We start from the raw sequence: 15,303 nt of genomic DNA on the forward strand, positions 1-15,303 counted from the left end.
AGCTCGTCAGGGAACGTGGCACCGCACAGGTCGCCGCCCTGCTGCCGGAAGGCGCCGAACGCGACCTCGCCCGCCTGCTGCCGGAATTCGGCGAACCCAGCGGCGACAGCGACTCCGACACCGCCCGGGCGCCTCCGCCGCCCCCCGCTTCGCCGCCCCTCTCACCACCGCCTCCGTCCTCGGCTGGACCGCGCTGTCGGCCATTGCGCCGGGCGCCGCCCACCTGCGCATGGGACGCCGCCGCCTGGGGCTCGGGCTGCTCGGCGGGTACGCCGCGCTGCTGCTCGCCACGCTCGCGTTCGCCCTGACCACCGACCAGGAGGGCCTGACCCACTTCGCGGACACGGGCGCGATGGCGATGCTCATCGTCACCGTCTGCGTCCTGGCGCTGGCCTGGTTCACCGTGATCGTGCTGTCGTACGTGGCGTTGCGCCCGAGCCGCCTGAACCAGCAGGGCCAGATCGTCACCGGCATCATCACCGGCGTGCTGTGCGTGGTGATGATGTCGCCCTTCGCGCTCACCGCGAACCTGGTGTACGAGGCCCGCGGCGTCGTGACCAACGTCTTCCAGCCGACCCCGGACCCGGACACCGCGCCCGCGGGCCAGAACACGCAGAACCCCGAGGACCCGTGGGGCGGCCGTACCCGGATGAACTTCCTGCTGGTCGGCGGCGACGCGGCGGGCAACCGCGAGGGCGTGCGGACCGACAGCATGACCGTGGCCAGCGTGGACATCAAGACCGGCGCCACGGTCCTGTTCAGCCTGCCGCGCAACCTGCAGCACGTGCGCTTCCCCCAGACCTCCCCGCTGCACAAGCAGTTCCCGAACGGCTTCATGGCCGAACTGCCCAACGGCGGCCTGCTGAACGAGGTCTGGCAGTACGCCAACGACCACCCGGACATCATGGGCGGCCAGAACCGCGGCCCGCGCGCGCTCATGGACGCCATCGGCTACACGCTCGGCCTGAAGATCGACCACTACGTCCTGATCAACATGTACGGCTTCGCCGCGCTGGTCGACGCGATCGGCGGACTGAAGATCCGCATCGAGCGTGACGTCAAGTGGGGCGGACTGTACGGCACGGCCGGCACGATCAAGGCCGGGTACCGGCGGCTGTCGGGCGAGGAGGCCCTGTGGTACGGCCGCTCGCGCGTCAACAGCGACGACTTCTCCCGCATGGCCCGCCAGCGCTGCGTCATCGGCGCCTTCGCCCAGCAGGCCACCCCTGACAAGATCCTGTTCAACTTCGGCAAGATCTCGAAGGCGGCCAAGCACTACACGCAGACCAACCTGCCGCAGACCCTGGTGCAGCCGCTGGCCGCGCTGGCGCTGAAGGTCAAGAACGCGCGGATCACCAGCCTGCAGTTCGTCCCGCCGGAGTTCTACTCGGGCCGTCCCGACTGGGCCAAGATCCGGCGCGCGTCCAGCAAGGCGATCAGCGACTCGCTCAGGCCCGCCAAGCGCGCCCTGGCGGCGAACGTGACGGCCTCCCCCGGCGTCACCGCCTCCCCCTCCGCGAGCGCGACCGCGACCGCGCCGAGGACCACGACCTCGGCCAGGCCCACGCAGACCCCGACGCAGAACGACAACCGCTCGGCCAAGTCGCTGTCGGAGCTGTGCGGCTTCTGAGCCGGAGGTGAGGGCGCCGTCCGCCCGCCCGCCCGGCCGGGGGACGGACGGCGCCGATGGCTCACTTGGTGAGGTGGGCCAGGATCCACTCGGCCAGCGCCGGCGTCACCGTGCCGTGCGCGCCGTTGTCGCCGTCGCAGTGGAAGTCGTCCAGGTCGCTGCGGTCGGGTGGCAGCGCGGACAGGTTGGTGTACAGGTCGATCGGCCAGTCCACCGGGTCGTAGTTCAGCGCGACGGCGCTGACCGACGGGACGAAGCAGGTCGAGCGGAACCGCTCCTCGATCGGCACGCCGAGCTTGTCGGCGAGCATGCCGTAGGAGGCGAGCGTGCCGCCGGGCGCGCCGTCGAAGGCGGGCACGCCGGTGGTGTAGCTCCTGCTCGCCCACATGGGGATCGCCCGCATGCCGCCCACGTGCCGGTGGGTGCCGTGGTCGGGCTGGGTGCGCGCGGTCGCCCCGACGGCGCCGGCCAGCGTGCTCCACTCGAAGACCAGCTCGTCGGGCGGGACGTTGGCGCCCGTGCCGTCGCCGGCGCCGTTGGCCACGCCGAGCTTGCGCGGCCGCTGCGGGAACCAGCCCATCCTGCGCAGGTCGTCGAGGAAGGCGGCGCGCAGCGGGCTGGCGGTGGCCACCTCTCCCGAGTAGCCGGCGCTCTCCACCCAGCCCCACAGGAGCTGCTGCGCGGCCGGGCTCCTGATCAGGTCGGCCTGGGCGGGCGGCGGTCCTGGGGCGAGCGTTTCCGAGAAGTACGCGAGCTGCTGCAGGATCAGCGGGATCCAGGCCCCGTTGTGCGGGGTGTCGAGTGACAGGTACGTGTCGGTCTGGTGGTCCTGGCCCCGCTCCTCCATCGCGGCCAGCGCGTAGCGGGTGACCATCCCGCCCATGCTGACCCCGCCCACGGTGAGTGCGTCGCCGCCCAGGCGCTCGGTGATGGCGCGCTGGATGCAGCTCACCGCCACCCCCGCGTTGGCCTGCAGGTAGTCGTGCCGGACGTCGAAGCCGAGCAGGACGACGTCGATCCCGGCCGCGAGCAGCCGGTCGAGCAGGTGGTTGCCCTGAGGGGCGTTGAGGTGGTTCCACAGTCCAGGCAGGTCGCTCGGGCCGTGGTTGAACCCGTCCGCGAAGATCATCGGCCGGGTGAGCCCGCGATTGCCGGGGGCCAGGTGCACGTGCGCGGTTCCGGTCGCCAGGCGTCCCTGGTGATGCCAGGCGGAGACGAGCCGCCATTCGTCCTGGGGGTCGCGGGCCGCCCGGGCCGTGCCGGCCGGCTCGGTCGCGAACAGCACTCCCCTGGGGAGCACCCCCGCGACGAGCTCGGCCCGGTCGGCGGGTGCGGGCTCGGCCTCATGCTGCAGAACGCGCTCGACATCGATCCTGGCTGACGCGTGTGTCGCCATGTTCACCGCCTTTGCTCGCAGGTTTACGGACGCGCGGAGACACCTCCTCACTGCGAATCCGGAATTAACGCTTTCCGGGTGAATGGCCGGGTATTGCAGGCGCGCGCCGACGATCCCCTCCACTTCACCGCGCCACCGGCGACAAATCAAGACACGATGAACACCGGCACGGGCCGACCCGTGACCGAAATTGGCGATGTCCGCCTTTACTCCGACATTTTCAGGAATCTAGTTGAATGCGAAATTTGCTCATGCCAAGGCGGTTTTCCGGGGCATCAACGCGAATGCCCCGAGATACAGGACGGCCGCCACGATGAGCAGCCCCTGATAGCCGATCACCAGGGCCAGGTATTCCAGGCAGCCGCCGACCATCGCGCCGAGCAGGTTCGCCCCGAAGGACGTGGTGGCGTCCGCGGTGTCGGAGAAGCGTTTGGCGAAGACCACGTTCGCGGCGAAGATCGGCAGGAACGCCACCGTCACCGCGGCCAGCGCGCGCAGCGGCACCGGCAGCGACAGCAGCCAGGTGTTGGGCACCAGCCAGGCCAGCAGGAGCCCGGCCAGCAGCACGCCGTACATGACGGGCAGCGGCGGCGTGCGGAAGCGGCGGGTGACCTCGACGGCGGCCAGCACCGCCACGAGCACCCCGGCGAACACGATCGCGTTGACCACCCAGGTGGTGCCGAACAGCAGCGCGAACCCGGTCACGCTCTTGGTCTCCAGCAGCAGGAACGCCACGCCGAGCAGGAACAGGTCGGCGTACGGGCGCATCCTGCGGTACGGGCCGGCCACGAACCGCACGGCCAGCAGGCTGACCACCAGGATCAGCGAGAGCGTGATGAGGTAGATCGGCGGGATCGTGCGGTCCTTGAGGTACAGGAACGGCCGATCGTCGCCGGCGGGCTGCGGCGTGGCGGCCACCGCGCCCGGCCACTCCACGTCGCAGCGCTGCGCCTGGAGCGTGTCCCCGGCGGTGATCACCGCCTGCTGCCCGGCCAGGCTGACGACGTCGACGCAGGGCTTGTGGCCGAAGGCGGTCTGCACGGTCAGGGCCAGCCGGTCGACCAGCCAGCTCTCGCGGTAGTAGTTGTACATCGAGAACGCGCCGCCCGGTTTGAGATGGGCGCGCGCGGCCTTCATGGCCTCCTCGGTGAACAGGTAGCTCTCCAGGCGCAGCGAGCTGGCCCCGGACACGAGCGTGAGCGAGTCGGGCAGCGCGAACAGGATGAGGTCGTACTTCTTGTCCGTGCGCTCCAGGAAGGCGCGGCCGTCGGTGATGTGCGTGGTGACGCGCGGGTCGCTGTACGGCTTGTCCGGGTGCACCGAGCCGCCGAGCTCGCGCAGCTTGGGGTCGATCTCCACGGCGTCGACCCGCTGCGCGCCCTTCGACAGCGCGATCGCCACGTCGGTGCCGCTGCCCGCGCCGACGATCAGCACGTCGTTCGGCTTGGCGACGGCCCGCTCGTACGGCAGCCCGTACTGGGCCTCCCACTGCAGCCGCACCTGCGCGGGCACGGCCTGCTGGTGCGGGATGCCGTTCACCGCGATGTCCGTGACGGGCACGCCGGCCTGCTGGAACTGCCGGTGGGTGACCTTGTAGTACGGCGACCAGATGGCGCCCGCGGTCAGTGTCTCGGTCAGCAGCAGCGCGACCACGGCCAGGGACGGCACGGTCACCAGCGCCAGGTAGAGCGTGCGCGGCTTGGGCACCAGCAGCACGCCGTAGCAGGCGGCCGCGATGACCCCCCAGAACACCGGCGGCGCGCTGAGGAACGACAGCGCGGTGAACGCGGCGATGCCGGTGAGGCTGCCGATCAGGTCGTAGCGGTAGGCCTCCAGCCTGGGCAGCTCGGGGAAGCAGCGCCCGACCAGCTCGGCCGGGCCCATGAGCGCCAGCGCCGCGGCGCAGAAGATGATCGGCAGGATGAGCCAGGCGGGCGGCCCGGTGGTGGCCAGGCTGGTCCAGTACAGGACGCCCTCGGTGTTCCTGTCGACGGTGACGGGGAACAACAGGACGACGATCACCAGCAGCGACAGCACCACCGGCGAGTAGTACGGCTGCCGTTTCGAACGTCCGACGCGCAGGAACCCGAGCCCGATGCCGAGAAACGACCCGAGCAGAACGAAGTTCGTGAAATAGCTCAGGTGAACGATGTTCGACCCGGTCCATCTGATCAGTGCCAGTTCGAGGAAGAGCATGAAGGCACTGGCCAGAATGAGCCTCGGCCGCACCGCCAGCCAGTGCTCGCTCTTCCCGTCCTCGACCGGCTTCTCAGCCTGCAGCGTCATGAAGATTCACCGTAGTGAACGGACCGAAAACAAGGAAGTCTGACATCCGAGAATAATTGTCGTCCGATTCGCGTAATTTGCGGCGTTCTCGCAGGTCAAAACCCCTGACAGCCGCTGGACGCGCACCTGCGGATGACGGAATGTTGGGAGGTTCGTTCCCTCCAACTGTTTCGGTGGTGACTCATGCGAGTCCTGATCCAGCTCCGCCCCTCCCCCGATCTGGTCGCGGCCGTGGCCGATCCCGGGCGGACGGCGACCGTGGCCGACGTCGCCGACGGGCTGCCCGGCGTCGAACTCGACGCGGCGTTCGCCCCGGTCGCCGTGCCCAGGCCGGTGCCCGCGACCGGGGCCGACCCGCTCTCGCTGCGCCAGCCGCTCACGTTCTCGCTGGCCGCCGAGGACGCCTCCGTGCTGGTGCGCGGCACGATCTCCGACGACGACCTGGCCTCCAGGGTGACCCTGCTGCCCACGCTGCGCCCCGACGTGGTCGGCGTGTTCGCCGATCCGGTCATCGAGACCACGCTGACCTGCGGCGGCGATCCGCCGGTCGGCGACTGGCACGACGTCGAGCGGCTGCTCAACACCCCGGCCCTGCACGCCGAGGGCCTCGACGGCGCCGGCGTCGCGCTGGCCGTGCTCGACACCGGCATCAACGCCGCGCACGTGGCCAGACGCCTGGGCCGCGGCGTCACGCTCGACGCCGAGCGGAGCTGGAACCCGGCCGGGGTCGGCGGCAGCCCGGGGCAGTTCGAGGTCGACCACGGCACGATGTGCGCCTTCGACACGCTCATCGCCGCGCCGCAGGCCTCGCTCATCGACGTGCCGGTGCTGCTGTCGACCCGTCCCGGCGGCTCGGCGATGGACGGGCTGCTGTCGGACGCGGTGGCCGCGTTCACCCACCTGCGCACGGTGCTGGAGGCCCAGCCGGCGCAGACCCGGGCGCTGGTGATTTCCAACTCGTGGGGGTCGTTCTCCCCCGAGTGGGACTTCCCCGTCGGGCATCCGGGCAACTACTCCGACAACGCGGCGCACCCGTTCAACCTGATCGTCTCCAGCCTCGACCAGGCGGGCGCGGACGTGCTGTTCGCGGCCGGCAACTGCGGCGCCGAGTGCAAGGACGGCCGGTGCGCCTACCCCGAACGTCCCATCGCCGGGGCCAACTCCCATCCGAAGGCGCTGTCGGTGGGCGGCGTCGACGTCAACGGCCGGCGGGTCGGCTACTCCTCGCAGGGCCCCGGCCGCCTGGCGGCGCGCAAGCCGGACCTGTGCGCCTGCACGCACTTCTCCGGGTCGAAGGCGTTCGGCGAGAACGAACCGGACTCCGGCACCTCGGCGGCGACGCCGGTGGCGGCCGGGCTGGTGGCGGCCGTCCGCACGCGCTGGCCGGCCGCGCGCCTGTCGCCGGCCCAGTTGCGCGCGCTGCTGCGGCGCACCGCCGAGGACCGCAGCGAGGTGGGCTTCGACTACGACTACGGGTACGGCACGCTCGACCCGGCCGGCATCCTGGCCGCCCTGCGCCGCCGCGCCAGGAACGCCGCCTGACCGCCGCCTGATCGCCGCCTGATCGCCGCCCGATCTTCTTCGCACCGGTGGCGGGCCGCGTGCCCGGCCCGCCACGGCACGGCGCTAGGCGTTCTCGCGGTTGAACACGCGGGTCCCGATCATCAGGCTGACCACGGCGAACGCCGCCGTCACCGCCGCCCCGGCGGCCACCGTGCCGGTCAGGTAGTGCCCGGCGAACAGGTCGCGCAGCGCTTCGAGGACGTACCTGAACGGGCTGACGTACGAAAGCCCGTTCAGCCAGTCAGGTGCCATGGACATCGGCAGGAACGCCCCGGACAGCAGGATCAGCGGGATCACCGCGGTCGTCATCACCGGCGCGAACAACTGCTCGTTCATGGTCAGCGCCACCGCGTACGACAGCGCGGCCAGGGCCGCGCCCAGCACGATGACCAGCGCGAGCCCGGCCAGCACTCCGCCCAGCGGCGCGCGCAGGCCGATGGCGTAGCCGACCGCGACCAGCAGCAGCGTCTGGATGATCAGCGTGGCGGCGTTGGTGAGCACCCGGCCGAGCAGCAGCGCCAGCCGGCCCGCCGGGGTGACGCGCAGCCGTTCGAGCACGCCGGAGCGTTTCTCCATGACGATGCCGAACCCGGCCAGCCCGGTGCTCATCAGCCCGAGCTGGATGATCAGGCCGGGCACCAGCGTCTCCCAGGTGCCGATCGTGGCGAAGATCGGCCCGAACAGCAGCAGGAAGAGCAGCGGCTGCACGACGCCGAACAGGATGCCGAACCTCTGGCGCAGGGACAGCGCGAGGTTGTGGCGGAACAGGACCCAGGTGTCGCGGACCATCAGACGCCCGCCTCCTCTCGCGGGGATCGGCCGGTGATGTCGAGGAACACGTCGTCGAGGGTGCGGCCACCGGTCTTGAGCTCGGCCGGGGTGCCTTCGGCCACGATGCGGCCGCCGTCCATGATCAGGATGCGGTCGCAGAGGGCGTCGGCCTCGTCCAGGTAGTGGGTGGTCAGGAACACGGTCATGCCGTGTTCGTCGCGCAGGGCGCGGACGTGGTCCCACAGGTGGGCACGGCTCTGCGGGTCGAGGCCGGTGGTCGGCTCGTCCAGGAAGAGCAGTCCGGGCCGGTGCAGCAGGGCGAAGACGATGTCGAAGCGGCGGCGCTGGCCGCCGGACAACGCCATCCCGACCCGGTCCTCGAGCCCGGTCAGCTCGAAGGCGGCCAGCAGCTCGCCCACCCGTTCGGTGGCCTCGGCCCGGCTCAGGCCATACAGCATGGCCTGCAGCAGCAGGTCCTCGCGCAGCGGCGCGGTCGGGTTGACGCCGCCGCTCTGCGAGACGTAGCCGATGCGGCGGCGCACCTCGCGCGGGTCGCCCAGCAGGTCGTGGCCGGCCACGCGGGCGCTGCCCGCGGTGGGCCGCATGAGCGTGGTCAGCATGCGCATGGTGGTGGTCTTCCCGGCGCCGTTCGGGCCGACGAAGCCGACGATCTCGCCGCGCCGCACCGAGATGTCCACGCCTTGGACGGCCGTCACGCCGCCTTTGAAGGTCTTGCTCAGACCCGATGTCTCAATCATTTCATCGCCTCCAAATTTAGAGTAGATGAAAATTTGGAGTGACTGCAAGATTGATAGGATGGCGACGTGGACGAAGGGCTGCGGGAGCGCAAGAAGCGCGAGACCAGGGAGCGCATCGCCGACATCGCGATGGGGCTGTTCATGGCGCGCGGGTTCGACGACGTGACCGTGGCGGAGGTGGCGCGGGCCGCCGACGTGTCGGTGAACACCGTCTTCAACTACTTCGGCACCAAGGAGGACCTGTTCGCCGACCGCCAGGACCTCGCCGTCGACTTCCCCGCCCGCGTGGTGGCCGGCCGCGAGCCGGGCGAGAGCGTGGTGCGCGCCTTCCGCCGCGACTTCCTCGACGCGATCGACACCAGGCACTGGCGCTACGGGTTCAACCTGGGCGGCGACGTGTTCGCCAGGATCGTGCAGGCCAGCCCGTCCCTGGTGGCGCGCCTGCGGGAGATCCACGCCGAGCGGGAACGTTCGCTGGCGCGGTCGCTGGCCGACGCGTTCGACGCCGCCCCCGGCGACCTGACCCCCCACACGGTCGCCGCCCAGCTTCTCGCCGTCACGCGGGTGCTGCAGGAGGCGGCCGTGCGCCAGATGCTGGCCGGGGAGTCGTGGGAGACGATCGCCGCCGATCTCAGATCACAGGCGGAGGCGGCCTTCGACCTGCTGGAACACGGCCTGGGCGACTATCGGGGACGAACCGGCTGATCATCTTGCGCGATCATGGTGCGGGTCAATGATCAACGCTTTAGGAGCCCACCCCCGTGCGCGACGGAGCTCGACGCACCCGCACCTTCCTCGCGAACCGGCGATTCCAGCAGTTCATCGTCGCCGTCATCCTGGTCAACGCGGGCACACTCGGCCTGGAGACCTTCCCCGCCGTCGTCGAACGGCACGGCCACCTGCTGACCGCGGTCGACCACGCGGCCCTGTACATCTTCGTCGCCGAACTGGCGGCCAAGGTCTACGTCGAGCGCCGGGCCTTCTTACGCGACCCGTGGAACGTCTTCGACACGGTCATCGTCGCGATCGCCCTGGCGCCCACCGCCGGCGGCCTGTCCGTGCTGCGCTCGCTGCGCATCCTGCGCGCGCTGCGCCTGCTGTCGGTCGTGCCCAGCCTGCGCCGGGTGGTCTCGGCGCTGCTGCGCGCCATGCCGGGGATGAGCTCGATCGTGGTGCTGCTCTCCCTGGTGCTGTACGTGGCCGCGGTCATGGCCACCAAGCTGTACGGCGAGACCGCGCCCGAACGCTTCGGCAGCCTGCCGACGTCGCTGTTCACGCTGTTCCAGACGATGACGGGTGACGACTGGGGCAACATCGCCCGCGAGGTGATGAGCCGTCACCCGTCCGCCTGGATCTTTTTTACGATATTTGTACTTTTGTGTACTTTTGTGGTGCTTAATCTCTTTATGGCGGTGGTCGTCAGCGCCATGGACGAGGAGAACGCGCACGAGCGGGCCTGGGAGGAGGCCTCCGCCCAGCGGATCCTGGACGAGCTGACCGCGCTGCGCGCCGAGGTCACCGCGTTGCGCGAGCAGCGCGCGCTCGACTAACGCGAGTAGAACTCGACCACGAGCTGCTCGTCCACCGGGACCACGATCTGCTCGCGCAGCGGCCGCTGCACCAGCGTGAAACGCAGGTCCTGGTGGTCGACCGACAGGTACGCCGCGACGCGCTCGTCGGCGTACACGCCCTCGGCCGCGGCCACGAACGGCTGCATCCGGCGCGAGCGCTCCCGCACGCTCACGACCTGACCCGGCTTGACCAGGTAGCTGGGGATGTCCACCTTCCTGCCGTCCACCGCGATGTGGCCGTGCGCGATGTACTGCCTGGCCGCGTAGATCGACGGCGCCAGGCCCGCGCGCAGCACCAGCGAGGCCAGCCGGGTCTCCAGGATCGTCACCAGCTCGGCGCCCGACGCGCCCTCCTTGCGCACGGCGAGATCCCAGTAACGGCGCAACTGCCGCTCCGACACGTCGTAGTACCAGCGCAGCTTCTGCTTCTCCAGCAGCCGCAGCCCGTAGTCGCCGGTGTTGCGGCGGTTGGTCTTGCGGCCGTGCTCGCCCGGCGGGTAGGGGCGCTGCTCGAAGTAGCGGACCGCCTTCCTGGTCAGCGGGACGCCCGCGCGACGCGACAGTCGCACCTTGGGGCCGGTGTAGCGCACGTTCACCTCAATGTGATTAGGTAATCCTTACTTAGGTAAGCCTAACCTACCGAAGAGTGAGTTCTCAAGGAGGCGTCATGCTGCCCATCCCGGAGCGGATCCGCACCCTGGCCGCGACCGCGAGCGTCAGCCGGCTGACCGTCGACGGCGCCCCCTGCCCGACCCGGGGCGGCGTGGACGAGCAGGGCCGTCCCGTGTTGCTGGTGCGCCCCGGCGAGACGCTGCACGGGTTGCGCGACGACGCGGTGGTGGCGGTGAACCTGACCGCGATGCGGCGGCTGGGCGCGGAGGAGCACCCGCGCGGGCTGCTCGAGGTGCAGGGGTGGGCGCAGGCCGTCCCGGCCGGGCAGGCGCGCGCGGCGGCGGTCGCGGTGGCGGCGCACACGCCCGACGAGAGCCTGTTCGACGCGCTGGAGCGCTTCGGCGCCCCGGACGCGCCCCGGCTGCTGCGCCTGGACGTGGCCCAGGTGGTGTACCTGACCGGGCAGGAGTCCGGCGTGCTGGACGCGGACGACTACCTGGACGCGGCGCCCGATCCGCTGAGCGAGACCGCCGAGCGGGTGCTCGCGCACATCAACGACGCGCACCGGCCGCAACTGGCCAGCGGCGTGTCACGGCAGCTCGGCGGCGATCCCGGCGAGGTGTGGCTGTGGGAGCTGGACCGCTTCGGCGCCACCGTGCGGGCCGGCGACGGGCTCATCCGCTTCCCCTGGCCGGTGCCCGCACGCTCCGGGCTGTCGCTGGAGGAGGCCCTGCGCGGCCTGCTCTGCGCCTGCCCTGACGAGCGCCACCCGGCGTGATGTGTCCCCGAACCGGGAATTATCATATTTATTCATGCCCCCAACCATGAAGATCGCGGGTTTCGAGACGTTCCTCGTCGAGCCCCGCTGGCTGTTCCTGCGGATCGACACCGACGAGGGCGTCACCGGGTGGGGTGAGCCGATCGTCGAAGGCCGCGCGGAGACCGTCCGCGCGGCGGTGCACACGCTGATGGAACGCCTGATCGGCGCCGACGCCGGCCGCATCGAGGACCACTGGCAGACCATGACCAAGGGCGGCTTCTACCGCGGCGGCCCGGTCCTGTCGAGCGCGGTGGCCGGCATCGACCAGGCGCTGTGGGACATCAAGGGCAAGGCGCTCGGCGTGCCGGTGTACGAGCTGCTCGGCGGCCCGGTGCGCGACCGGGCCCGCGTCTACACCTGGATCGGCGGCGACAGCGCGGCGGAGCTGGTCGAGGAGGGGCTGGCCAAGAAGGCGGCCGGGTTCACCGCGATGAAGTTCACGCCGTTCCCGGCCACCGCGCCCGTGCCCTCGCCCGCCGACGTCAAGCGCGCGGTGGGCCTGGTGTCGGCGCTGCGCGAGGCCGTGGGCGACGAGGTGGACCTGGCGGTGGACTTCCACGGCCGGCTCTCCCCCGCCGCGGCCCGGCGGGTGCTGCCGCTGCTCGAACCGTACCTGCCGCTGTTCGTGGAGGAGCCGGTGGTGCCCGAGCTCTCCCGCGACCTGGGCGCCGTGGCGGCGGCGACGTCGGTGCCGATCGCGACCGGCGAGCGACTTTACTCGCGCTGGGACTTCCGTGACGTGCTCGGCGCCGGCATCGCGGTCGCCCAGCCGGACGTCTCGCACGCGGGCGGCATCTCCGAACTGCGCAGGATCGCGGCGATGGCCGAGGCGTACGGCGTGGCGGTGGCGCCGCACTGCCCGCTCGGGCCGATCTCGCTGGCCGCCTCCCTGCAGGTGGACTTCGCCACGCCGAACTTCCTCATCCAGGAGCAGTCGCTGGGCATCGGCTACCACGCGGGCACCGAGCTGCTGGACTACCTGCTCGACCCGTCGATCTTCACGTTCGCCGACGGGTACGTGGCCGCCCCCACCCGCCCTGGCCTGGGCATCGAGGTGGACGAGCGGGCCGTGCGTCAGGCCGCGGAACGCGGCCACAGCTGGCGCAACGACGTCTGGCAGCACCCGGACGGCTCGTTCGCCGAGTGGTGAAACCTCCGTTCGATCACGGTTTCCTGTGAATTCCGCCGGGCTTTCCCGATGGGCCGGGACGGCGGCGCACCCGTCACTACCATCTCGGACGTGAAGGGAACGCACCGATCACCAGGCCGCGCGGCGTTCGTCGACCAGAGCGGCGGGCGCCGGCGCGCGGTGATGACCGTCGGAGTGCTGTCCGGCACGTTGGCGCTGGCCATGGCGGCGATCCTGATCGGCGGCGCGTTCACCACCACGACCCTGGACGCGGTCGAGCGGCCGGGCGGCGATCCCGGCTCGTCGCGGCCGGCGGGCGAGCCGGGGACGGACCGGACCACCCGTCCCGCGACGCCGTCGCGCACCGCCAGGGCCGCCGTCACGCCCGGCGCCCGGCCGAGCCCGGCCGTCACGCGGACCGCCGCGCCTACCAGGACACGTGACGCGGTGCGCCCGTCGTCCGCGGCCCCCTCCTCGACACGCCCGGCCCCGGCCGCGTCGTCGAGCGCGCCGGCCGCGGAACCGTCCCGGCCGCCCGGCCAACCGTCCGGCGAGCCTTCCGAGCGGCCGTCCGAGCGGCCGTCGCAGCCCGGCGAGCCGACGGACGCCGAGCGCACGCCGCCCGGCCAGACCAAGCGCCCGGACGCGGACAAGACGCGCGGGCCCAAGTCCTGACCCACCCGGACACCCGGGTCTGGCCGGTCGAACCGGTCGCCCAGGTCTCCCCCGCGACCCGGCAGGCCGATCCGCGCGGCCACTGGTTCCTGGTGGTGGTCGCGCTGCTGCTGATGACGTTCGCGCTGGTGCTGCACGGCTAGGCCGGCCACGAGGTGGGCGAGGCCACCGCGCCGCCACCCTCGGCGGGGGCCGCGTGGCCGCGCACCCCGACCTGCCCAGGCGCATCGTGGACGAGGGCCACGAGCTCGGCGACCACACCTACGCGCACGCAGACCTGGCCGGCGCGCACGCCTGGCGGGTCAGGCTGGAGATGTCGCTGACCCGGAAGGTGATCGCGGGCGCGACCGGGCGGCTCACCCGGCGGGCGCGGCTGCCGTACTCCTCGACGCCGGGGTCGGCCACGCAGGCGCGGTGGGAGGCGATGCGGTGGCAGACGATCAGGCGTGAGGGCACCTTCGCCTCCTGAGCCCGCCTCCTGAGCCCGCCGGCGACCGTCTAGGGTCTGAGCCGTTCCCGATCATCGAGCGGCGAAGGAGCGGACATGACGACGGTGGCATGGATCGGGCTGGGCGCGATGGGCGGCCGGATGGCGGGCAGGCTCGCGGGCGCGGGACACGACCTGGTGCTCTGGAACCGCACCAGATCCCGCGCGGACGACCTGGCCGCCCGGCTGAGCACGGGCGGGGCCGGCACGAGTGAGGCCGGCGCGGGTGGGACAGGCGGTTCTGTGCGGGTGGCGGGGACGCCGGGTGAGGCGGTCGCGGGGGCCGAGGTGGTGTTCCTGATGCTGGCCGACCCGGCGGCGGTGCGGGCGGTGAGCGAGGGGCCCGACGGGCTCGTCGCGGCGGTCCGGCCGGGCACGACCGTGATCGACATGTCGACCATCGGTCCGGCCGCGACGGCCGGACTGCGTGAGTCGCTGCCCGGCGGCGTGACGCTGATCGACGCCCCGGTGCTGGGCAGCCTGGCCGAGGCGGAGTCGGGGACGCTGACCCTGTTCGTCGGCGGGCCAGAGGAGGCGGTCGAGCGGCAGGGCCCGCTGCTGTCCCTGCTCGGCGCGCCGGTGCGGGTGGGCGGCACGGGCGCGGGGGCGGCGGCGAAGCTGGTGGCCAACGGGGCGCTGCTGGGCGTGGTCGGCGTGCTCGGCGAGAGCCTGGCGCTGGCCGACGATCTCGGGCTGCCGAGGGAGGTCGCCTGGCAGGTGCTGGCGCGTACCCCGCTGGGCGCGCAGGCCGAGCGCCGCCGGGCCGCGGTCGAGTCCGGGTCGTACCCGCCGCGGTTCGCGCTGGCCATGGCGGCCAAGGACAGCGCGCTGATCACGCAGGCCGCCGGGCGCGAGCTGCGGCTGGCCGAGGGGGTGCGGGACTGGCTGGCCGACGCCCGCGCGGCCGGGCTGGGCGAGTCCGACTACACGGCGCTCCTCGCCCACATCCTGTCCGCACCCGCAAGGTCCGCGACGGACGCCACGCCCGTGAGGTCCGTAACGGACGCCGCCTCCGGGAAGCCGGCCTCGGACGCGGCCTCCGGGAAGCCCGCCTCGGACGCGGCCTCCGGGAAGCCCGCCTCGGACGCGGCCTCCGGAGGGCCGACACCGAACGCCGCGTCCGGGAGGCCGGTATCGGACGCCGCACCCGAGGTGGTCTCGGTGGCGGGGGCGCCGCACTACCAGTGGGGCGACGGCTGCGACGGATGGCGGCTGGCGGACGCCGACGGGCTGTCGGTCATCGAGGAACGCATGCCGCCCGGCACCGCCGAGGTGTGGCACCTGCACGAGCGGGCCAGGCAGTTCTTCTATGTGCTCGACGGACGGGCGGTGATGCGCACCCCGGGCCGCGAGGCTGAGCTGAACCCCGGCGACGGCGTCGAGATCCCGCCGGGCCTCCCCCACCAGCTCGCCAACGTCTCCGCCGCCGAGCTGCGCTTCCTGGCCGTCAGCGGGCCCACCACGCGCGGCGACAGGATTACGGTGACTCAAGGTGTGGAATGAAGCATTCCGTTCTGCTAGAGTTGGAACAGAACAAGCCGTTCCGTCTCTGGAGGCAGGACAATGACCGCCGCACTCGACATCAGCCCGGCCCCCGCCGCCGCC

At 71.8% G+C, this 15,303-nt stretch carries 14 protein-coding genes; 9 read left to right on the forward strand and 5 right to left on the reverse strand.

The annotated features are described in order from the left end of the window. Positions 1-229 precede the first annotated feature (229 nt). A complete protein-coding gene (locus HII36_RS46175) occupies positions 230-1,630 on the forward strand; it encodes an LCP family protein (protein WP_236004672.1) in 1,401 nt (466 codons plus the stop codon). Positions 1,631-1,691: 61 nt separating this feature from the next. Here HII36_RS46175 and HII36_RS46180 read toward each other — a convergent pair whose 3' ends face one another. Together HII36_RS46180 and HII36_RS46185 are read right to left on the reverse strand one after the other, a co-directional pair. Beyond that, positions 1,692-3,026, reverse strand: a complete 1,335-nt coding sequence (locus HII36_RS46180) for a lipase family protein (RefSeq protein ID WP_173529717.1) — start codon at positions 3,024-3,026, stop codon at positions 1,692-1,694. 249 nt (positions 3,027-3,275) lie between these two features. Beyond that, positions 3,276-5,312, reverse strand: coding sequence for a spermine/spermidine synthase domain-containing protein (locus HII36_RS46185; protein WP_173529718.1), 2,037 nt, complete (start codon positions 5,310-5,312; stop codon positions 3,276-3,278). 183 nt (positions 5,313-5,495) lie between these two features. Here HII36_RS46185 and HII36_RS46190 point away from each other — a divergent pair, with 183 nt between their 5' ends. After that, positions 5,496-6,854: a S8 family peptidase gene (locus HII36_RS46190; RefSeq protein WP_173529719.1), complete on the forward strand. Its 1,359-nt coding sequence runs from the start codon at positions 5,496-5,498 to the stop codon at positions 6,852-6,854. 84 nt (positions 6,855-6,938) lie between these two features. On the opposite strand, the gene HII36_RS46195 is transcribed toward HII36_RS46190, so the two are convergent. Both HII36_RS46195 and HII36_RS46200 read right to left on the reverse strand, forming a co-directional pair. Continuing rightward, positions 6,939-7,664, reverse strand: a complete 726-nt coding sequence (locus HII36_RS46195) for an ABC transporter permease (RefSeq protein ID WP_173529720.1) — start codon at positions 7,662-7,664, stop codon at positions 6,939-6,941. Continuing rightward, positions 7,664-8,404: an ABC transporter ATP-binding protein gene (locus HII36_RS46200; protein WP_173529721.1), complete on the reverse strand. Its 741-nt coding sequence runs from the start codon at positions 8,402-8,404 to the stop codon at positions 7,664-7,666. Before HII36_RS46200 ends, HII36_RS46195 begins: the two co-directional genes overlap by 1 nt. Positions 8,405-8,470: 66 nt before the next feature. Here HII36_RS46200 and HII36_RS46205 point away from each other — a divergent pair, with 66 nt between their 5' ends. Together HII36_RS46205 and HII36_RS46210 are read left to right on the forward strand one after the other, a co-directional pair. Further along, positions 8,471-9,109 carry a TetR/AcrR family transcriptional regulator gene (locus tag HII36_RS46205; protein WP_173529722.1) on the forward strand — a complete coding sequence of 213 codons (639 nt, stop codon included), beginning with the start codon at positions 8,471-8,473 and terminating at the stop codon, positions 9,107-9,109. Between the two features lie 56 nt (positions 9,110-9,165). Continuing rightward, on the forward strand, positions 9,166-9,954 hold the full coding sequence (locus tag HII36_RS46210; protein ID WP_173529723.1) for an ion transporter: 789 nt from the start codon (positions 9,166-9,168) through the stop codon (positions 9,952-9,954). Here HII36_RS46210 and rpsD read toward each other — a convergent pair. Further along, positions 9,951-10,565: a 30S ribosomal protein S4 gene (rpsD, locus tag HII36_RS46215; protein WP_173529728.1), complete on the reverse strand. Its 615-nt coding sequence runs from the start codon at positions 10,563-10,565 to the stop codon at positions 9,951-9,953. The genes HII36_RS46210 and rpsD overlap by 4 nt on opposite strands. A gap of 77 nt (positions 10,566-10,642) precedes the next feature. On the opposite strand from rpsD, the gene HII36_RS46220 reads away from it, so the two are divergent. From HII36_RS46220 to HII36_RS46240, 5 genes are all read left to right on the forward strand, one after another. Further along, complete coding sequence (locus HII36_RS46220; protein WP_173529724.1) at positions 10,643-11,365, forward strand: DUF2470 domain-containing protein; 723 nt, start codon at positions 10,643-10,645, stop codon at positions 11,363-11,365. 34 nt (positions 11,366-11,399) lie between these two features. Next, entirely contained in the window at positions 11,400-12,557 is a 1,158-nt protein-coding gene (dgoD, locus tag HII36_RS46225; RefSeq protein ID WP_236004674.1) for a galactonate dehydratase, read from the forward strand. A gap of 90 nt (positions 12,558-12,647) precedes the next feature. Beyond that, positions 12,648-13,211, forward strand: a complete 564-nt coding sequence (locus HII36_RS46230) for a hypothetical protein (protein WP_173529725.1) — start codon at positions 12,648-12,650, stop codon at positions 13,209-13,211. A 196-nt stretch (positions 13,212-13,407) separates the two neighbouring features. Next, the gene (locus tag HII36_RS56135; protein ID WP_217370798.1) at positions 13,408-13,680 is read left to right on the forward strand and encodes a polysaccharide deacetylase family protein; all 273 of its coding nucleotides are present in this window, start codon (positions 13,408-13,410) and stop codon (positions 13,678-13,680) included. 75 nt (positions 13,681-13,755) lie between these two features. Then, on the forward strand, positions 13,756-15,201 hold the full coding sequence (locus HII36_RS46240; RefSeq protein WP_173529726.1) for an NAD(P)-binding domain-containing protein: 1,446 nt from the start codon (positions 13,756-13,758) through the stop codon (positions 15,199-15,201). Positions 15,202-15,303 lie beyond the last annotated feature (102 nt).

Origin of the sequence: Nonomuraea antri (assembly GCF_013283785.1) — a bacterium.
Classification (GTDB): domain Bacteria; phylum Actinomycetota; class Actinomycetes; order Streptosporangiales; family Streptosporangiaceae; genus Nonomuraea; species Nonomuraea antri.

Bases quoted from the DNA above. Each gene is read 5' to 3' on its own strand.
- HII36_RS46220 (WP_173529724.1), top strand. From the start codon at position 10,643: ATGCTGCCCATCCCGGAGCGGATCCGCACCCTGGCCGCGACCGCGAGC.
- HII36_RS46185 (WP_173529718.1), bottom strand. From the start codon at position 5,312: ATGACGCTGCAGGCTGAGAAGCCGGTCGAGGACGGGAAGAGCGAGCAC.
- dgoD (WP_236004674.1), top strand. From the start codon at position 11,400: ATGCCCCCAACCATGAAGATCGCGGGTTTCGAGACGTTCCTCGTCGAG.
- HII36_RS46200 (WP_173529721.1), bottom strand. From the start codon at position 8,404: ATGATTGAGACATCGGGTCTGAGCAAGACCTTCAAAGGCGGCGTGACG.
- HII36_RS46240 (WP_173529726.1), top strand. From the start codon at position 13,756: ATGACGACGGTGGCATGGATCGGGCTGGGCGCGATGGGCGGCCGGATG.
- HII36_RS46180 (WP_173529717.1), bottom strand. From the start codon at position 3,026: ATGGCGACACACGCGTCAGCCAGGATCGATGTCGAGCGCGTTCTGCAG.
- HII36_RS46190 (WP_173529719.1), top strand. From the start codon at position 5,496: ATGCGAGTCCTGATCCAGCTCCGCCCCTCCCCCGATCTGGTCGCGGCC.
- HII36_RS46175 (WP_236004672.1), top strand. From the start codon at position 230: ATGGGACGCCGCCGCCTGGGGCTCGGGCTGCTCGGCGGGTACGCCGCG.
- HII36_RS46195 (WP_173529720.1), bottom strand. From the start codon at position 7,664: ATGGTCCGCGACACCTGGGTCCTGTTCCGCCACAACCTCGCGCTGTCC.